18 protein-coding genes are annotated in these 18,364 nt (G+C 58.6%); 7 read left to right on the top strand and 11 right to left on the bottom strand.

Going from position 1 to position 18,364, the window contains the following annotated elements; genetic code table 11:
- Window positions 1-49 precede the first annotated feature (49 nt).
- From ACR0B3_RS03975 to alr, 5 genes are all read right to left on the bottom strand, one after another.
- Window positions 50-502 carry a paraquat-inducible protein A gene (locus ACR0B3_RS03975; protein ID WP_480807925.1) on the bottom strand — a complete coding sequence of 151 codons (453 nt, stop codon included), beginning with the start codon at window positions 500-502 and terminating at the stop codon, window positions 50-52.
- A gap of 87 nt (window positions 503-589) precedes the next feature.
- Window positions 590-988, bottom strand: coding sequence for a hypothetical protein (locus ACR0B3_RS03970; protein ID WP_480807924.1), 399 nt, complete (start codon window positions 986-988; stop codon window positions 590-592).
- Window positions 989-1,034: 46 nt separating this feature from the next.
- Window positions 1,035-1,781 (bottom strand): ABC transporter ATP-binding protein, encoded by a 747-nt coding sequence (locus ACR0B3_RS03965; RefSeq protein ID WP_480807923.1) that lies wholly within the window; start codon window positions 1,779-1,781, stop codon window positions 1,035-1,037.
- Entirely contained in the window at window positions 1,778-2,560 is a 783-nt protein-coding gene (locus ACR0B3_RS03960) for an MlaE family ABC transporter permease (RefSeq protein WP_480807922.1), read from the bottom strand. The genes ACR0B3_RS03965 and ACR0B3_RS03960 overlap by 4 nt, the downstream gene beginning before the upstream one ends.
- Complete coding sequence (gene alr, locus ACR0B3_RS03955; protein ID WP_480807921.1) at window positions 2,557-3,591, bottom strand: alanine racemase; 1,035 nt, start codon at window positions 3,589-3,591, stop codon at window positions 2,557-2,559. Before alr ends, ACR0B3_RS03960 begins: the two co-directional genes overlap by 4 nt.
- Window positions 3,592-3,842: 251 nt before the next feature.
- Here alr and ACR0B3_RS03950 point away from each other — a divergent pair, with 251 nt between their 5' ends.
- Window positions 3,843-4,382: a GNAT family N-acetyltransferase gene (locus ACR0B3_RS03950; RefSeq protein WP_480807920.1), complete on the top strand. Its 540-nt coding sequence runs from the start codon at window positions 3,843-3,845 to the stop codon at window positions 4,380-4,382.
- A 3-nt stretch (window positions 4,383-4,385) separates the two neighbouring features.
- Here ACR0B3_RS03950 and ACR0B3_RS03945 read toward each other — a convergent pair whose 3' ends face one another.
- The 6 genes from ACR0B3_RS03945 to ACR0B3_RS03920 all read right to left on the bottom strand — a co-directional run bounded on the left by ACR0B3_RS03945 (window position 4,386) and on the right by ACR0B3_RS03920 (window position 10,361).
- Window positions 4,386-5,876, bottom strand: a complete 1,491-nt coding sequence (locus tag ACR0B3_RS03945; RefSeq protein WP_480807919.1) for a replicative DNA helicase — start codon at window positions 5,874-5,876, stop codon at window positions 4,386-4,388.
- Window positions 5,877-6,077: 201 nt separating this feature from the next.
- The gene (locus ACR0B3_RS03940; RefSeq protein ID WP_480807918.1) at window positions 6,078-6,755 is read right to left on the bottom strand and encodes an orotate phosphoribosyltransferase; all 678 of its coding nucleotides are present in this window, start codon (window positions 6,753-6,755) and stop codon (window positions 6,078-6,080) included.
- Window positions 6,756-6,895: 140 nt separating this feature from the next.
- Window positions 6,896-8,077, bottom strand: coding sequence for an ammonium transporter (locus ACR0B3_RS03935; RefSeq protein WP_480807917.1), 1,182 nt, complete (start codon window positions 8,075-8,077; stop codon window positions 6,896-6,898).
- A 186-nt stretch (window positions 8,078-8,263) separates the two neighbouring features.
- Complete coding sequence (locus tag ACR0B3_RS03930; protein WP_480807916.1) at window positions 8,264-8,740, bottom strand: CinA family protein; 477 nt, start codon at window positions 8,738-8,740, stop codon at window positions 8,264-8,266.
- Window positions 8,737-9,234, bottom strand: coding sequence for a phosphatidylglycerophosphatase A family protein (locus ACR0B3_RS03925; RefSeq protein WP_480807915.1), 498 nt, complete (start codon window positions 9,232-9,234; stop codon window positions 8,737-8,739). The genes ACR0B3_RS03930 and ACR0B3_RS03925 overlap by 4 nt, the downstream gene beginning before the upstream one ends.
- Complete coding sequence (locus tag ACR0B3_RS03920; RefSeq protein WP_480807914.1) at window positions 9,231-10,361, bottom strand: bifunctional 2-C-methyl-D-erythritol 4-phosphate cytidylyltransferase/2-C-methyl-D-erythritol 2,4-cyclodiphosphate synthase; 1,131 nt, start codon at window positions 10,359-10,361, stop codon at window positions 9,231-9,233. Before ACR0B3_RS03920 ends, ACR0B3_RS03925 begins: the two co-directional genes overlap by 4 nt.
- Before the next feature lie 233 nt (window positions 10,362-10,594).
- Here ACR0B3_RS03920 and dusB point away from each other — a divergent pair, with 233 nt between their 5' ends.
- From dusB to ACR0B3_RS03890, 6 genes are all read left to right on the top strand, one after another.
- The gene (gene dusB / locus ACR0B3_RS03915; protein ID WP_480808023.1) at window positions 10,595-11,524 is read left to right on the top strand and encodes a tRNA dihydrouridine synthase DusB; all 930 of its coding nucleotides are present in this window, start codon (window positions 10,595-10,597) and stop codon (window positions 11,522-11,524) included.
- Window positions 11,521-12,600 carry a two-component system sensor histidine kinase NtrB gene (locus ACR0B3_RS03910; RefSeq protein ID WP_480807913.1) on the top strand — a complete coding sequence of 360 codons (1,080 nt, stop codon included), beginning with the start codon at window positions 11,521-11,523 and terminating at the stop codon, window positions 12,598-12,600. Before dusB ends, ACR0B3_RS03910 begins: the two co-directional genes overlap by 4 nt.
- Window positions 12,600-13,967: a response regulator gene (locus ACR0B3_RS03905; protein ID WP_480807912.1), complete on the top strand. Its 1,368-nt coding sequence runs from the start codon at window positions 12,600-12,602 to the stop codon at window positions 13,965-13,967. The genes ACR0B3_RS03910 and ACR0B3_RS03905 overlap by 1 nt, the downstream gene beginning before the upstream one ends.
- A 162-nt stretch (window positions 13,968-14,129) precedes the next feature.
- Window positions 14,130-16,355: a sensor histidine kinase NtrY-like gene (locus ACR0B3_RS03900; RefSeq protein WP_480808022.1), complete on the top strand. Its 2,226-nt coding sequence runs from the start codon at window positions 14,130-14,132 to the stop codon at window positions 16,353-16,355.
- On the top strand, window positions 16,352-17,761 hold the full coding sequence (gene ntrX / locus ACR0B3_RS03895; protein ID WP_170718761.1) for a nitrogen assimilation response regulator NtrX: 1,410 nt from the start codon (window positions 16,352-16,354) through the stop codon (window positions 17,759-17,761). Before ACR0B3_RS03900 ends, ntrX begins: the two co-directional genes overlap by 4 nt.
- Entirely contained in the window at window positions 17,758-18,348 is a 591-nt protein-coding gene (locus ACR0B3_RS03890) for a helix-turn-helix transcriptional regulator (RefSeq protein WP_480807911.1), read from the top strand. Before ntrX ends, ACR0B3_RS03890 begins: the two co-directional genes overlap by 4 nt.
- Window positions 18,349-18,364 lie beyond the last annotated feature (16 nt).

Genomic DNA, 18,364 nt, shown 5'->3' with positions numbered 1-18,364 from the left:
AACTTTACTGCTCGAAATATTAAGATGATACTCAGAAATCTGTTTTCAATCAATTAGGTCTGAGGTTTCGTGATCCAAATGTCATCTCTGTAATATGACCTAAGGTCAACGAAGCAATGATGCAGCCGGTAAACAGGTAGAGACCCCATGCGGTTTCGATGGTGGCGTATGAGATGCCTTTGGCCAATGTGATGTAGAGCGCGATGAGGAAGATATCGGCCATCGCCAGTTTGCCGAGGATGTTGAGCGCAGGTTGCACGCGCGGGTCCAGAAGGTTCCACTGGATCAGCGCGGTGCCGATGGTTTTGATGTAAGGCGCGAAGAGGGCGAAGACGGTGACGATCAGCGCGAGGAAGATGTCGGATTTCCACAAGGACTGGAGCCCGGTGATGACGCTGATTTCGCTGAGGCCGAAGATCGGGAGGAGACCGGCGCGCATCAGCGGGGCGAACCACGCGATGGGGTAGAGGATCAGGAGCGAGAGGGTGGCGAGGCGGAGCATATGCTTAGATTGGTTAGAGATGTCAGGAATCCAAGTAGAAACTCAATGTCATGTCTGATTGGTGCAACCTTGAATGACCAAGACCGATCAGCCAAATAATTCTGCTGACCACACAAAAAACAATCGAATAACCGGTATACACAAGAGAATGGTCATGAAGGCATGAACTGAGTAAAGCCTCTCAGAGATGGCGAATGCAGCGGCACCAATTGTCGCGACAGCGCTGAAAAAAACCGGTCCGATCACTACCGCTTCCAGCCAATTTCCGCTCAACATCTTTTCTAGAAAGCTTTCTGGGTAGCTTGCTGCGTTAAATATCACGACTATCGATAGCAGTATCCAAGCACAGCAAAAAAAAGGCGTCCAAATCAGGATCAGACCAACGTTTCTGTGTGTGGAGTTATCCCTGATTTTCATTCCTAGCGTTACAGCGACCCATGCAGCTGAAATTGGAAGAAATAAGAGCACTGCAATCAAGAAAACCATTGTTTCGACTCGGTTCTAGTCGCCAATTCAACTGTTAATTTAAGAGTTAGCGCACCGCCTCAATCGGCCCCTCTGCACTCCCGCTGATGAACTGCTCCACATAGGGATCACCCGAGGCGTCCATCTGTCCGACCGGACCGGTCCACTGGATCACGCCTCCGTGCAGCATGGCGACGTTGTCGGCAATGGCGCGGACCGAGCTCATGTCGTGGGTGATGGTCATCGCGGTGGCGCCCATCTCGGTCACGATTTCGCGGATCAGATCATTGATGACGCCGGACATGATCGGGTCGAGGCCCGTTGTGGGTTCGTCAAAAAAGATAATCTCGGGCTCGGCGGCGATGGCGCGGGCGAGGCCGACGCGCTTTTGCATCCCGCCCGACAGTTCTGCCGGGAACCGATCGGCGACGTTGGACTTAAGGCCCACGCGGCGCAGTTTCTCGATGGCGATTTCGCGCGCCTCGTCCGCAGGGCGTTTCAATGAGCCGCGCAGCAGGCGGAAGGCGACGTTCTGCCAGACGGGCAGCGAGTCGAACAGCGCCGCGCCCTGAAACAGCATCCCGAAGCGGGCCAGGAACGCATCGCGGTCGCCTTTCTGGGCGTCTTTGCCGTCGACATAGATCATGCCGCTGTCGGGTTTGATCAGGCCGAGGATGCATTTCAGCGCCACCGATTTGCCCGTACCCGAGCCTCCGATGATGACCATCGAGGTGCCCTTGGGAATCTCAAGGTTCATGCCTTGCAGGACGTGGTTGTCGTCAAAGGCTTTCGTTACGTTCTCCATCCGGATCATAGCGAGAAGAACACCCCTGTAAGAACGAAATTGGCGGCGAGGATCAGCACGGCGGCGGCCTCGACCGAGCCTTTGGTAGCGCGGCCCACGCCTTGTGCGCCACGGCCCGAAGACATGCCGTAATAACAGCCCATGATGGCGGCGATGACGCCGAAGGCGGCGCCTTTGACCAGTGACGAAACTATGTCTCGCGCTTCAAGGAAATCGACGGTGTTTTTCAGATAGGCCGCCGGATTGAAGCCAAGATTTTGCGTGGCGACGGTGTAGCCGCCTGCGATGCCGATGATATCTCCAACCGCGACAAGCGCGGGCACTGTGATCAGCGCCGCCAGTACGCGCGGAGCGGTGAGGTATTTCATCGGATGCGTGGATAGCGTGACCAGAGCATCAATCTGTTCGGTCACTTTCATAGTTGCGATCTCGGCTGCGATCGAGGAGGTCACGCGGGCGGCGATCATCAGGCCGACCAGAACCGGCCCAAGCTCACGTACCATGCCGATGGCGACGATCTGTGGGACCACGGCTTCGGCGTTGAAACGCGCACCGCCTGCATAAATCTGCAGTGCAAGCGCGCCGCCGGTGAAGATGGCGGTCAGGCCAACCACAGGCAGAGACAACCAGCCGATATTTAGCAGGGCGATGCCAAACTCGCGCGGATAATATGGAGGCCGGAAAATATGCGAAAATGCGTCGAGCGCAAACAGCGCGACGCGGCCAAATGCGGCCAGCATATTCAGGATGGTCCGCCCCAGCTCACCCAGCAATGAGATGGGGTTCATTCCACGTAGCCCCGCGAATAGCGGTTGCCGAGCGAGGTCAGGATTTCATAGCCGATTGTTCCGGCGGCCTCGGCCAGATCATCGACGGTTTGGTGTCCGTTCAGGATACGCAGGCGATCAGGTTTGTACGGCAAGTCAGTCACATCCACGGTGATCAGGTCCATTGAGATACGTCCTACCACTGGGCAGGGCTGATCACCAGCGAATGTGTCGATGCCGCCTCCGATGGCACGATGCAGCCCATCGGCATACCCCGCAGCAACGGTTGCAATCTTTGACGGGCGGCGCGCGGTCCAGCTGTTGCCATAGCCGACAGTCTCGCCCACGGCGACGTCTCGCACCTGAATCACGGGCAGATCAACGGTGACGACCGGTTTGGCCCCCGCGAACGGCATCCCGCCATAGAGACCAATCCCCGGGCGGCAAAAGTCAAAATGGAACTCTGACCCAAGCAGCGTACCGCCTGTTGCGGCTAATGAGCGGGGCACGTCGACACCGTCGGTCATCTGTTTGAACGTCTGCAGTTGCTGCCGGTTCATCGGGTGCTCGAGCTCGTCCGAGCAGGCCAAATGTGACATCACCACCAGCGGGTCCAACGCAAGGGCTTCGTGGCGTATCTCGGCCCAGTCCGCCGGTTCGAGGCCAAGGCGGTTCATACCGCTATCAAGCTGAATACCGAACTGGTGAGCGGGCAGGGCTTCGCGATGACGTTTGAATTGCTCGGCTGAATTGATCAGGGGCGTCAGCTCGTGTTTGCGCAGCAGATCCGCATCACCGTCCATATGGCCCGAGAACACAGCGACCAAGGGTCCGGGGCCTACCGCCTCGCGAACAACTGCACCTTCTTCAGCGGCGGCAACGAAAAACTTGCGCACGCCTTCTTCGGCCAAAGCCCAGGCGACAGGCTCGGCGCCCAGCCCATAGGCATCCGCTTTGACCACCGCGCCGGTTTCGACTTTGGTTTTCGCGTCGAGCGCGCGCCAGTTTTGGGTAAGCGCGTGCAGATTTATGGTAAGATGTGCCGTCGTCATGGCTTTTGTTCAAGCCACTGCACTTTGCGACGTCAAGAGGGAAAAAGGTGTTTGGGCCTTGGTTTTATGGCGTTGGACGGCAGAAACAGACTGGATTCGTTAAAAATTGAGGGATTCTGGCAGTTTGTCGCGTTTTGATACTTTGCTTCAGATTGTATTCACTTGGGTGTTAAACGCGGCAATCCGGGCGTATCGTTCTTGGATATGAAGCGGCTAAAATGCTGCGTTGCTGCCCGAGTATCGGAGGTCACATGGAGTTCGTAACGGGATATGCACAGCAAGAGGCTGAAATCGTGGACCTGTTTCGCGAGGTCTTCGCCGCTTCGGAAGGCCCAGAAGAAGGCGCTTTGATTGAAACCCTGACACGGAACATGTTGGCGACGCCTCAAAAGGACGATTTCTATGTTTTCTCAGCGCGCGACGGTGAGGTGCTTTTGGGCTGCATCATCTTCTCGCGAATACGTTTTGCCGAAGATGACCGACAGGTCTTTATCCTGTCACCTGTGGCCGTTCGGACGGACCGGCAAAGATCGGGTGTGGGGCAGAGGCTGATCCAATTCGGCCTGCAAAAACTGCGTGAGGACGGTGTGGATTACGTACTGACCTATGGCGATCCGAACTACTATTGCAAAACTGGTTTCCAGCCCATCACAGAGGCTTTCGCGCAAGCGCCATTGCCGCTGAGCCATCCGCATGGCTGGCTTGGGCAAGCCTTGTCGGAACGCGGGGATGCGCCGCTGAATGGTGCGTCTCGCTGTGTCGAGGCATTGAGCCAGCCCGAGCTTTGGTAAGGGTCAGTACCCTTCGATCTGACCGTCCTGTTGCCAGGGTTTCACCAGATTGCCAAAGCGGGTGAACTGGGCCTCGAACGAAAGCTCAACCGTGCCGATGGGGCCGTGGCGCTGCTTGCCGACGATGACCTCGGCCTTGCCATGCAGGCGTTCCATCGCCTGCTTCCACTCTTCCATCTTTTCCAGTTCATGGTCGCCGGGTTTTTCGCGTTCTTTGTAGTATTCCTCGCGGAATACAAACATGACTACGTCGGCGTCCTGCTCGATCGAGCCCGATTCCCGCAGGTCTGACAATTGCGGGCGTTTATCGTCACGGTTTTCGACCTGACGCGACAGCTGAGACAGGGCGATCACGGGAATGTTCAGTTCCTTGGCGATAGCCTTCATGCCCATCGAAATCTCAGCGATTTCGTTGACCCGGTTGTCGGACATTCCGCGGCAAAGCTGAAGATAGTCGATCACTAACAGGTCCAGCCCATGGGTTCGCTTCAACCGCCGCGCGCGCGCTGCGAGTTGCGAGATTGGTAGGGCGGGAGTGTCGTCAATGAACAGCGGGCAGGCTTCCAGTTCCTTGGCGGCGTCCACGAAACGGCGGAACTCGGCCTCGGTCATGTCGCCTTGACGGATTTTGTGGCTGGAGATTTCCGATGCCTCGGCCAGAACACGGCCTGCCAACTGCTCGGCGCTCATTTCCAGCGAGAAAAACCCGACCACGCCGCCGTCAATCGCGCCCTCGCTACCATCCGGTTTCTGCCCACGCTTATAGGCCTTGGCGACGTTGAAGGCCACGTTGGTCGCCAGCGAGGTCTTCCCCATCGACGGGCGCCCGGCAAGAATGATCAGGTCCGATGGGTGCAGGCCGCCAAGCTGTTTGTCGAGATCGGCCAGACCGGTGGAAATCCCTGCCATTCCGCCACCGCGCTGGTAAGCCTCGTTGGTGACGTTGACGGCTTCTGTGACCGCTTTGAGGAAGGATTGGAAACCTTGTTCGGTCTGGCCCTGCTCGGATAGCTGATAGAGCTGTTGCTCGGCCTCGACGATTTGTTCTTTCGGCTCGCTGCTGACCTCGACCCGCGCGGCCTTGTCCGAGATGTCGCGACCCAGCCGGATCAGCTCGCGCCGAATGGCGAGGTCATAGATCATCTGGGCATAATCATGCACAGCAAAGGCACTGATCGAGGCTCCGGCCAGCTTGACCAGATAGGCGGGACCGCCGAGTTCTTTCAGACCGTCATCTTCGGCCATGAAGGATTTCAGGGTCACGGGTGAAGCCAGCGCATTCTTGGCGATGCGCGCGGCCGCCACCTCATAGATGCGGGCGTGGACCGGATCATAGAAATGCTCGGCCCCGATGATCGAGGCGACCCGGTCATACAGATCGTTATTGGTCAGGATAGCGCCCAATAGCTGCTGCTCGGCCTCGATCGAGTGCGGCATTGTTTCCGGATTCTGAATCTGTGCGGCGGCCTGTTCGATACTGCTGATCTCGTTCATTGCTGCTCTCTATGTCCCTTGGACAAACGCCATAGCGCAGCGCCGTGAGTCGGCGCAAATTGTATGTTTTCTGGGGATATGCTGTGCATATCTCACTGCCCCATCATATTGAAGGATGTGGCAGCCTTTCGTCAACATCTAGCGGATGGAACTACTGGCCCGAGGGCTAGTGTTTCCGTTCTGAAAACAGTTTGCGCAACGTCAGGCTTTGTGAGTTTCCTGCCATCCACGCGGGTCGTTCAGGAATGCTTCGACACCGTTAAGGGTTTCTTCGTCAAAGGCCTTTTGCGCCTTTGCCTCGGCTAGAACATCCCACCAGGTGCACAAGGAGTGCAGCTTCACGCCATGGTCGCCCAACGTCTTTTCAGTCTCGGGGAAAATACCGTAGTAGAAAATCACCGCCGTATGGCCACAGGTCGCGCCGGTTTCGCGGATTGCATCGACGAAGGACAGCTTCGAGCCGCCATCGGTCGTAAGATCCTCGACCAGCAAAACCCGTTCGCCTTCGCCCATCGCACCTTCGATGCGGGCGTTGCGGCCGTATCCTTTGGGTTTTTTGCGCACATAGGTCATGGGCAGGGCCATGCGTTCCGCGACCATGGCGGCGAACGGGATACCTGCCGTTTCACCGCCTGCGATGTTGTCGAACCCTTCGAACCCGGCTTCGCGCATCACGGTGACGGTCAGAAAATCCATCAAGGTCGAGCGGATACGCGGGTATGAGATCAGCTTGCGGCAGTCGATATAGGTCGGACTGGGCAGACCCGACGCCAGCGTAAACGGCTCGCGCGAGTTGAAATGAACCGCCTTGATCTCCAGCAGCATCCGCGCGGTCAGGCGAGCGATTTCGGTACTGTCAGGGAAAGAACTGGGGATCATGGTGCAAACCTCTGGGCTGAAAGGGTGTCGCAGGCTGATAGCCCGACGTCAGGTCCAGAGTCGAGAGGGCTGACCAAAAGAAAAGCGGACCCCCAAGAGGTCCGCTTTGCCCTTGCGGGCGTCAGAGCGCCAAGGTGGGCTTAGCTGCTCATGTCGTAGGCGCGCTCTCCGTGTACCGACAGGTCGAGCCCGTTTGTTTCGGTCTCGGCGTCTACGCGAAGCGGAGTGATCAGCGCAACCATCTTGATCAACACAAATGTGACAACTGCCGTAAAGATACCCACGATCACCAGCCCGCCCAACTGTGCCGTCCAGGTGCCCAAGCCAAACAGCGCGATCATCAACGTCCCAAAGATGCCCCCGACGCCGTGCACAGCGAAGACGTCCAGCGTGTCGTCGATGTTCAGCTTGTTGCGGATCACATTGACGGCCTCTTGGCATAGGATACCAGCAACGGCACCGATGATCAGCGCCTGAACCGGACCTACAAAACCCGACGCGGGTGTGATCGAGGCCAGGCCCGCGATGGTACCGGTGACCAGACCAACCATCGAGGCTTTGCCAAAGCGAATGCGTTCCCACAGGGCCCATGTCAGCGAAGCGGTCGCGGCAGACAGATGCGTCACGGTTATGGCCATTGCGGCGCCTCCGTCAGCGGCCAGTTGCGAGCCGCCATTGAAGCCGAACCAACCGACCCACAGCATCGCCGCACCCACCATCACGTATCCGGGATTGTGCGGGGGAGTCGTGCGATTGCGGCGCGGGCCGAGGGCCATCGCAATGATCAACGCTGCCAAACCGGCGGTTTCGTGCACCACGATCCCACCTGCAAAGTCGCGCACGCCGATCTCGCCCAGAATGCCGCCGTCGGCTAGCATGCCGCCACCCCAGATCCAGTGAACCACTGGCGCATAGCACAGCAGCATCCAGAGGGCCGAGAATGTCAGGACGAACCCGAACCCGACGCGTTCTACATATGCGCCGACGATCAGCGCCGGAGTGATGATGGCAAAGGTCATTTGGAACGCGAAGAACAGGATCTCGGGCAGGGTGCCTGCAAGGCTGTCAGCATCTACGCCGTTCAGGAACGCTTTGCCCAGCCCGCCCCAGAGGCCGCTTTCACCCGGGCCAAAGGCGATCGAATACCCAGCGACCAACCACAGAATGCTCATCAAACAAGCAATCGAGAAGCAGTGCATAAACACGCTGAGTACATTTCGGGCACGAACAAGCCCGCCATAGAACAGGGCAAGGCCCGGCAATGTCATGAACAGGACCAATGCTGTTGCCACAATGATCCACGCTGTATCGGCTCCGTTCATGGGCCGCTCTCCTTTCCCTGAGGGCGCCGGGCATGTAAACCCCACGCGTCGTGAGTGGTGTGCGGCGGGTTGAAGCCGAGCTATGTCGGGGAAAAAAGAGGCAGAGGTGCAAAAAGTCGCCTGTTTTGGCGGCTTTTTGTCAACTGGTGATCAAATTTGCGCCTATCCGGTGTTTGTGCTGCAAAATTAGGCGATCTGAGAAAGGCTAGTTGCCAGCATCTGCAGCGCATGGTCGCGCGCGGCAATACGGACGTTCTCTCGACCCAGTGCGCCGAATTCCACGGTTTCGGTGCGCGTAGGCTGATCAACCGCTGCGAGCCCAAAGCACACGCGACCTTCGGGTTTATGTTCGGACCCACCCGGGCCCGCGATGCCTGTGATCGAAACCGCCAATTGCGCGTGTGAATTGCGCAGCGCGCCCTTGGCCATCTCGCGCGCGACTTCTTCTGAGACAGCGCCATGTGCCTCGAGCGTATCGGCGCGCACGCCCAGCATCTCTTGCTTGGCGGTGTTGGTGTAGGTGACAAAACCACGTTCCACCACGGCAGAGCTGCCCGGGATGTCGGTCAGTGCGGCGGCAACCATGCCGCCGGTGCAGCTTTCGGCAGTGGCGATCATGACGCCTTGCGCTTTGGCGCGGTTCAGAAGGTCAGTCACATTCATAGGCCCATCACTCCGTGTGCGATCGCAGCAAGGATGATGACGCCGATCGCGGCAAAGATACCGGCGATCACATCATCCAGCATGACGCCCATCGGGTCTCCGCGCCGGTCAGCCCAGCCGACGGGGCCGGGCTTGGTGATGTCGAATAGCCGGAACAGCAGGAAACCTGCGATCCAACCGGGCCAGAGCGCTGTGATCTCGATCCCATGCGCCCAGGATGGGTAGGAAATCGCCCAGATTGCAATGAATTGGCCTGCGACCTCATCTATGACGATCTCGGACGGGTCATGGTCTTGCTGGCCTGCGGTCATGATGCGCGTGGCCCAGAGGCCTCCGAAAAAGGCTGCGAACGTTCCGATGACCAGCATGGGGAAGCCGCCCAGCGTATGTAGTACCCAAGCCAGCGGCAGCGCGGCGAGCGATCCCCATGTGCCGGGGGTAGGGCGCAGATAGCCGACCCCGCAGACAGTTCCGATCAGACGGGCTGCAGTCATGATTTCACCAAACAGGCTGTGGCGAGCGATGCTATGCCTTCGCTGCGGCCGGTAAAGCCCAGTCGTTCAGATGTGGTGGCTTTGACCGAGAGCTGATCGCTGCGCAGGCCCATGATCCGGGCCATTTCAGCGCGCATGGCGTCGGCGTGCGGGCCGATCTTGGGGTATTCGCAGACCAGCGTGCAATCGACATTCGAAATCGTATAGCCCATCTGCCCGGCCAGATCGACCGCGTGGCGCAGGAAGGTCTCGCTGGCCGCGCCTTTCCACTGCGGGTCGGAGGGCGGGAAATGTTGCCCGATATCGCCCCGTGCCAGCGCGCCGTAGATCGCGTCGGTCACCGCGTGCATTCCCACGTCCGCGTCTGAGTGACCTTGAAGCCCGCGATTATGCGGCACCTTCACACCGCAGAGGATCACGTGATCTCCATCGCCAAAGCGGTGCACGTCATAGCCGTTACCCAGCCTTACATCCATATCTTTACCCACTATGCGTTCAGCCCGGGCAAAATCTTCGGGCTGGGTGATTTTCAGGTTATCCGCCTCACCGGGAACAATCGCCACGTCTATGCCTGCTGCGCGGGCGACTTCAACATCATCCGCAGCTGCGCCGGGGTGGCTTTTATGCGCGTCGGCAATAGCATCATAGAGAAATCCTTGCGGCGTTTGCGCGGCGTAAAGACCGGACCGATCTTTGGTGCCAGTCACCAGCGATCCATCACCCGTCCAAAGCGCATCCGTCACCGCCAAACCCGGAGCGGCGGCAGGATACGTATCAAGCGCATCCAGAACATCGCCAATCACCTGCGCGCTGACGCAGGGGCGGGCGATATCGTGAATCAGAACCTTTTCAACGCCATACGGCTGCAATGCCTGCAGGCCGTTACGGACGGATGCCGCTCGGTCCGGGCCTCCCGGAGCGAGAATCAGATCAGTCGCGCTGAATTCATTCCACGCCGCGGTATCCTCTTCTGCAAGTACCAGAACCAAGTGATCAACCAAGCCCACAAAGCGGTCGATGGTCCAATCAGCGACCCGTCGCCCAGCCAGTGCGCGCCATTGTTTTGGCACGCCGCCTCCGGCGCGTTGGCCGCGTCCGGCGGCGACGATGATAGCTGCTGTGGTCAACTTCGGGTTCTCCTGATTGAGGCAATGTTTAGGGGGCGGTGAATGCAGAGGCAATCACCCGCGTCAATATGCCTAAAAATTAATCAAGTGATGATTTTGCAGGCTTGAACACCACCGATTTGTTGTTCATACGCTGCGATTTCGATATCAAATGCGCAACTGCTCAAGGATTAGGCACATTGACCCTGCGTCTAGCTGAAAAGGATCTGACCCCTCCGGTGCTGCTGGCACCCATGGCCGGAATCACCGACCGGCCATTCCGTGATCTTGTGATGCGTTTTGGTGTGGGCATGGTTGTCAGCGAAATGGTGGCAAGCCAAGAGATGGTGCAGGCTAAACCGGGCGTACGCGAACGGGCCGAACTGTCGGCGGATGTGGAAAACACCGCCGTACAATTGGCGGGACGCGAGGCACATTGGATGGCTGAAGCCGCCCGGCAGGTCACAGACCGGGGCGCTCGAGTAATCGATATCAACATGGGTTGCCCGGCCAAGAAGGTCACCAATGGCTATTCAGGTTCGGCGTTGCTGAAAACACCCGACCACGCGCTGACGCTGATCGAGGCCGTTGTGGAAGCGGTGGACGTGCCGGTGACGCTGAAAACGCGGCTGGGCTGGGACGACAAACTGCTGAACGCACCCGACGTGGCGCGGCGCGCGCAAGACGCAGGTGTTCGGATGGTCACCATCCACGGGCGTACACGATGCCAATTCTACAAGGGCCGGGCCGATTGGCAGGCGATCCGGGCGGTGAAAGAAGCGGTCTCGATCCCCGTCATCGCAAACGGCGACATCGTGGATACCGAGGCCGCTCAAACGGCGCTGGATCAATCCGGGGCCGACGGCGTAATGGTGGGCCGAGGGGCGCAGGGCAAGCCATGGTTGCTGGCGCAGATCTGTCATGATCTCTACGGCGCTGACGCTCCGACTATTCCGACGGGCGCAGATCTGGTCGATATGGTGCGGGGTCACTATCAGGCGATGCTGGAATTCTACGGCACCGATCTGGGCCTGCGCGTCGCGCGCAAGCATCTGGGCTGGTATATGGATGAGGCTGGATCGCCAGCCAACTTGCGGCGGGCGATCCTGACGTCGCGCGATACGGATGAGGTGTTGCGCCTGCTGGCGGATGCGCTGAATGGCGCGGCGGAGGCGGCAGCATGACTTCGGATCAAAGCATCTGGAGCTCGCTGCCGGTTCCGGCTTTCATCATCGATGCCGAAGATCGGATATCGGATGTCAATTCCTCGGGCGAGGGGTTTCTGAACGCGTCGCGCAAGGCGGTGGTCGGGCACCCGGTCTGGGATCAAATCGCGGTTGATGCGCCGCTGGAAGAGGCGTTCTTGCGTGCCCGTCAACAAGGGACACCGCTGTTCGTAAACGATGTGGATGTTGGATCGGGCAATCGCGCGCCGCTGCAATGTGCGCTGCAGATCGCACCGCTGATGGGGTATCCTGGGTCGATGATCATGATCATCTCACCCCGTGAGCTGGCGGGCCGGATGACACGCGGGAATACGGTGAAATCGGCGGCGCAATCTGCGATTGGCATGGCCGAGATGCTGGCGCACGAGATTAAGAACCCTCTGGCGGGAATCACTGGCGCGGCGCAATTGCTGAGCATGAATATCTCTCAGCAAGATCTTGAACTAACAGATCTTATCGTCGAAGAGAGTCGCCGCATCGTAAAGCTGCTTGAGCAGGTCGAGCAATTTGGCAATCTGTCTCAACCAGATTACAAGCCGGTCAATATTCACGACGTTCTGGACCGTGCCCGCCGATCGGCGCTGTTGGGCTTTGGCGCGCACATGACCATTATCGAGGGTTACGACCCCTCGCTGCCCTTGGCCTACGGGGACCCGGATCAGTTCCTGCAGGTGGTTCTGAACCTGCTCAAGAACGCCTCGGAAGCTGCTGAAGGCAATGGCGTAATTCGGCTGCGGACTTATTTCGAGCATTCGTTCCGTCTGCGGCGCAGCGATGGCTCGGGCCACTCGCTGCCCTTGCAGATCGAAATCATCGATGACGGGCCGGGCCTGCCCGAAAATATTCGAAGTGATATTTTCGATCCCTTCGTGTCGGGCAAAGAGAATGGCACGGGTCTGGGTCTGGCATTGGTCAGCAAAATTGTTTCCGACCATGACGGCTGGATTTCGGCGGAGTCGGTGCCCGGGCGCACGGTATTCCGCCTGTCCCTGCGGCGCGCGCCGCCGGACGCATATGAAAAGGAGAGCACCTGATGGATGGCACAGTTCTTGTTGCCGATGACGACCGCACGATCCGCACGGTTCTGACGCAGGCCCTGACGCGGGCCGGCTGCAAGGTGCATGCGACTTCGTCGCTGACAACGTTGATGCGCTGGGTGGCCGAGGGCAAGGGCGATGTGGTGATCTCGGACGTAGTGATGCCGGACGGGAACGGGTTGGAGATGCTGCCGAAAATCGCACAGGATCGTCCAGGTTTACCTGTCATCGTGATCTCGGCCCAGAATACAATCATGACGGCCATCCAGGCGGCTGAGGCTGACGCTTATGACTATCTGCCCAAGCCCTTCGATCTACCAGATCTGATGAAGCGGACAGCGCGCGCGCTGGATCAGAAGCAACGCGCGCAGGTAGAGCCAGTCGATACTGGCGAAGAGCGCCCGGACGAGCTGCCTTTGGTCGGTCGTACACCAGTGATGCAGGCGCTTTATCGACTGGTGGCGCGGGTGATGAATACCGACCTTTCGGTGATGATTTCAGGCGAAAGCGGCACAGGCAAGTCGCTGATCGCTCGTGCGATTCACGATTTCTCGGATCGTCGGACGCTGCCTTTTGTCACCGCAACCGCCGCTGATCTAAGCGATCTCGAAGGTCCTGCGCGTGTCATGGCGCGGGTGCGAGGTGGGACGCTGTTGATTGACGAGATCGCGGATATCGATGACGAGATTCAGGCCCGCATCGTGCGCATGATGGACACTCCGGGCGACCACGTGCCGCGTTTCATGGCGACCAGCCAATCTGATTTGACCGACGCGATGGAGAGCGGTCGGGTGCGGCAGGACCTGTATTACCGCCTCTGCGGTGCGACGATACACGTTCCGGCGTTACGGGAACGGGTCGACGATATCACCTTGCTGACCGATCACTTTCTGGCGCGCGAAGAACGAGAAAGCGGCACGCAGCGCCGCCTCAGCCCCGAAGCCATCGAACTGGTACGCCGCTATTCCTGGCCCGGCAATGTGCGTCAGCTGGAAAATGCGATCCGACGTCTCAGCTTGACCAGCCGTGCCGATGAAATCTCGCGCACCGAGGTTGAAATGGTGCTGGGCAGTCAGCCCGAGGCCGAGCCGGTGCTGGGCGATGGCGAGCGGGAAAAGCTGTCATCCTCGGTGGGGCGCCACCTACGCCGGTATTTCGATTTGCATGGGAATATTCTGCCGCCGCCGGGGCTTTATCAGCGCATTTTGCGCGAAGTTGAGGCACCTCTGATCGAAATCGCGCTGGATGCAACCGGGGGCAATCAGGCAAAATGTGCTGATCTTTTGGGGATTAACCGGAATACGCTGCGGAAAAAGATCACCGACCTCGATATTCAGGTGACACGTCGCCGCAAACTGATGTAATATCGCCACACAAACCGTGGCATTCGGGTTCGCACCCGGGAACGACCACGACATATGGCGGTAAGCCGCGCAAGCGGCACATCAGTAAGAGGGCAGACGGTGGCAACCCGGGCACAGAACGGGCCGATCCTATCGATCAACCGGTGGCGCAAGTCCCGGCGGATGCGCAATTTCAGTACCTTGGGCTTGGTTATGCTGGGCCCGGTTCTGGCGCTGGCGACTTATCTTGTCATTGGTCCATTCGATCTTGGCGCCGCGGCTCCTACGCTGCGGCTGATTTTGTTGGCCGATCTGGTTTACGTACTGGTCGTGGCCGCGCTGGTGCTGGGGCAATTGTTCAGCCTGATCGCCGCCCGACGCGCGAAATCGGCTGGGTCACGGCTTCACCTGCGCTTGATCGGCGCGTTCACGCTGTTGGCTCTTGTGCCCACCGTCACCGTTGCGATTTTCGCCGGGCTGACCGTGAATATCGGCCTTGAAGGCTGGTTCTCGGACAGGGTTCGGCAGGTTGTCGGCTCGTCTTTGACGGCGGCTGAAGCCTATGAGCAAGAGCACCGCGAAGGCCTGACGCAAGACGCGGTTGTTCTGGCGCGGTTTCTCGATAACGCACGCTCCTTAGATTTCTATATCTCCGATGCGGAACTGCGGGAAGTTCTGGCGCAAGGGCAGGCACAAATCCAGCGCGGGCTGCGTGAGGCTTATGTGATTGATGGGAGTGCAGAAATCCGGTCTCGCGGTGACCGGTCCTATCTGTTCGATTACGAGGCACCGACCCCGGAAGAGATGATTGAAGCCAATGATCAGGGTGTGGCGATTATCGCGGATTGGGAGAACAGCGAGTTCCGCGCGTTGGTGCCATTGCAAGCCTATCTGGACCGGTATCTCTATGTCAGCCGTGAGGTTGACGGCCAACTTCTGACGCTGCTGGATGAGACCAAAGAGACCGCCCAGTTCTATAGCCAGCTAGAAAGCGAGCGTGGTCGGGTTCTGTTCGAATTCGGGCTTTTGTATCTAGGGTTTGCCGTGATCTTGATTTTGGCTGCAATGTCCCTGGGCATGTGGTTCGCCGAGCGTCTCTCGCGACCGGTCGGGCGGCTGACAACGGCTGCACAGCGGGTTGGGGCGGGTGATCTGAGTGTTCAGGTGATCGAAGAGGCCAGCGACGACGAAATCGCAATGCTGGGTCGATACTTCAACCAGATGACCCGACAGTTGAAAGGGCAGCGCGACACTTTACTAGAGAACACGCGCCATATCGAGCGTCGAAGGCGGCTCTTTGACTCGGTCCTCAGCTCGGTGACATCCGGTGTTGTTGGTGTTGATTCAGAGGGTTGCGTGACCTTCGTAAACCGATCTGCCGAACGTTTGCTTGGATGGTCCGGCGGCGAACACAGCCTTGCCATTGGTATCGCTGTGCCCGAGTTCCTGCCATTGTTCGAAACCCTCAAGGATAGCGGGCAAGAGGCGGTTCAGGGCGAAGTGAAGGTGACCCGCAAAGGCCGACTGGAAAACTTGCTGGTGCGTATGGCGACGCGGCGTGGCGAGGATGGTGGGTTGGAAGGCTATGTTGTGGCCTTCGATGATGTGACCGATCTGGTCAGCGCCCAGCGGATGGCGGCGTGGGGCGATGTGGCCCGTCGCATTGCGCATGAGATCAAGAACCCTCTGACCCCGATCCAACTGAGCGCCGAGCGGATCAAGCGCAAATTCTCGCGCAAGCTGAACGAGCACGACAGCAGCAGTTTGGAATCGATGACCGATGTGATCGTACGCCAAACCAATGATTTGCGACGGATCGTCGATGAATTCTCGAAATTTGCACGCATGCCTGAGCCGGAGCGGCGAGAAGAAAATATCGTAACGTTGGTGCGTGAGGCGGTGCTGCTGCAGCAGGCGGGGCAGCCAGATGTCCAGATCGATGCCGATCTACCGGAACAGCCGATACTGGCGGATGTGGATTCGACCATGTTGAGCCAGGCCCTGACGAATCTGATCAAGAACGCGGGCGAGGCCATTGAAACGCTGAAAGAAAAAGGTGCGCCGGACAATCTGAAGCCCCAGATCAAGGTCGCCGTTTCCAGCGACGATGCTGGAACGCAAATCACCATAGCGGACAATGGCATCGGCCTTCCCGAAGATCGGGCGCGGCTGTTTGAGCCATATGTAACCACACGCGACGAGGGCACGGGACTGGGCCTGCCTATCGTCAAAAAGATTATCGAAGAACATGGCGGAGCGCTGACATTGGAAGACGCGCCCACATTTGACGGACAGGACCATTTCGGCGCGATGGCTGTCATTCGTCTACCCGGGGCCTCAGGCGGCCCGTCAATCGCGCCGGAAAAACAGGCGATTAAAACAAACAAACTGAAAGCAGGCCAAAGATGAGCGACATTCTGATCGTAGATGACGAACGCGATATTCGCGAATTGGTGTCCGATATTCTGGAGGACGAGGGCTATTCCACCCGGCTGGCGGCAAACTCGGACGAGTGCATGTCGTCGATCAATGCCGAACCTCCTGGACTGTTGATCCTGGATATCTGGCTGAAAGACAGTCGTATGGATGGGATCGACATCCTGAAAGCCGTTAAGCGTGATAACCCGGATGTGCCGGTCGTGATCATTTCCGGCCACGGCAATATCGAGATTGCGGTGGCGGCCATCAAGCAGGGCGCTTACGACTTTATCGAAAAGCCCTTTAATATTGACCAGTTGATGGTGGTGATCCGCCGCGCCATGGAAACCTCGCGCCTGCGTCGCGAGAATGCCTCGCTCAAGCGGCAGGAGGTTAGCTGCTCTGACATGATCGGAAATTCTGCTTCGTTCCGCGCGATGCAGGGTCAGCTGGATAAGGTGACCAAATCGAACGGCCGGGTCATGCTCAGCGGGCCAGCGGGATCGGGTAAGGAAATCGCCGCGCGCTATATCCATGCGCATTCGAACCGAGCGAACGCTCCGTTTGTCACCGTCAATTGTGCGGGGATTGAGCCTGAGCGAGTCGAGGAGGTTTTGTTCGGGCGTGAATCCTCGGAACGCGGGATCGAATCCGGCCTGCTGGAAGAGGCGCATGGCGGCGTTGTCTATTTCGATGAAGTCGCCGATATGCCGCTTGGGACGCAATCCAAGATTCTGCGTGTTTTGGTTGATCAGCAATTCCAGCGAGTCGGTGGTTCCGACAAGGTGCGGGTTGATCTGCGGGTCATTTCCTCAACCAACCGTGATCTGGAAGTGGAGATTGCAGCCGAGCGATTCCGCGAAGAACTGTACCACCGCCTGAATGTGGTGCCGATTGCAGTCCCGTCGCTGGAGGAGCGGCGAGAAGACATTCCGGTTCTGGCGCAGCATTTTATTGAGATGTGCAATGAAACACAGGGTCTGCCGATGCGCGATTTGTCAGACGAGGCCGTTGCCTTGCTGCAGACGATGACCTGGCCGGGCAATGTGCGTCAGTTGAAAAACCTGATCGAGCGGGTGCTGATCCTCGGCGACAGCTCTGGTCCGATCGAAGCCCGCGAGTTGCCCAACGAAGAAGAGAAATCCGACGAGTCCGGGCGCGTGGTACTGTCTGGCGCACTGGCGACGCTGCCGCTGCGTGAGGCGCGCGAAGCGTTCGAGCGTGAATACCTGCTGACCCAGATCAACCGGTTTGGCGGCAACATAAGCCGCACGGCCAGTTTTGTCGGCATGGAACGCAGCGCCTTGCACCGCAAGCTCAAGTCGCTGGGCGTCGTGACCTCGAACAAGTCGGGCGCGCGGGTGGCTCAGATTGACGAACCTGAACCAGCCGAGTGATTGCCGCGGCAAATACAAAGACCGCAGCCGTTTCCATTGGCTTTCCTTCCTTTGGTAAACGGTTGAAGCGGCTGCGCCGGTCGGTCGGGCTAAAGCAATCCGCTCTCGCTGATTTGCTTGAGGTCGACCAGACCACGATTTCCCGGTGGGAGAACGGGGGGCAAACGCCTTCGGCGCATGTACAACAGGCTGTATTTGCCACGCTTGGACCGGTTCAGGTGCAGGATTCAGCGTTGAAACGGCTGATCGTTCACTCGGCCGAATGCCTGCACCTTGTCGAAGAGGCCAGCCATACCTGCCTTGCTTATTCAGCCAGCCGTGCACTGGATTGGAAGACCTCACAGCGCGCCTTGCTGGGCGTGTCGCTTTGGCAGTTTGCAACGGATGAGATACGGCAGGCCGAGGCAGAACTACAGCAAGACGGCTGGTGGGATTTGCATTCACCTTCGCCCAAAGCGTTCCTGACCTCCGAGGCTGTGCATGATCAAATCAGGATCAGCGCCGGGCAGATCGTGTGGGAGCGTTTGTATCTGGGTGACGGCACCCCGGTCCGTCTGGTCAGCGGGCGGCGCGAAGCCTCCGCATAATTAATGCGTTCCGCTG

The sequence above is a fragment of the Ruegeria sp. CE9 genome, from assembly GCF_056537425.1.
This window is presented reverse-complemented; position numbering and strand designations above follow the sequence as displayed.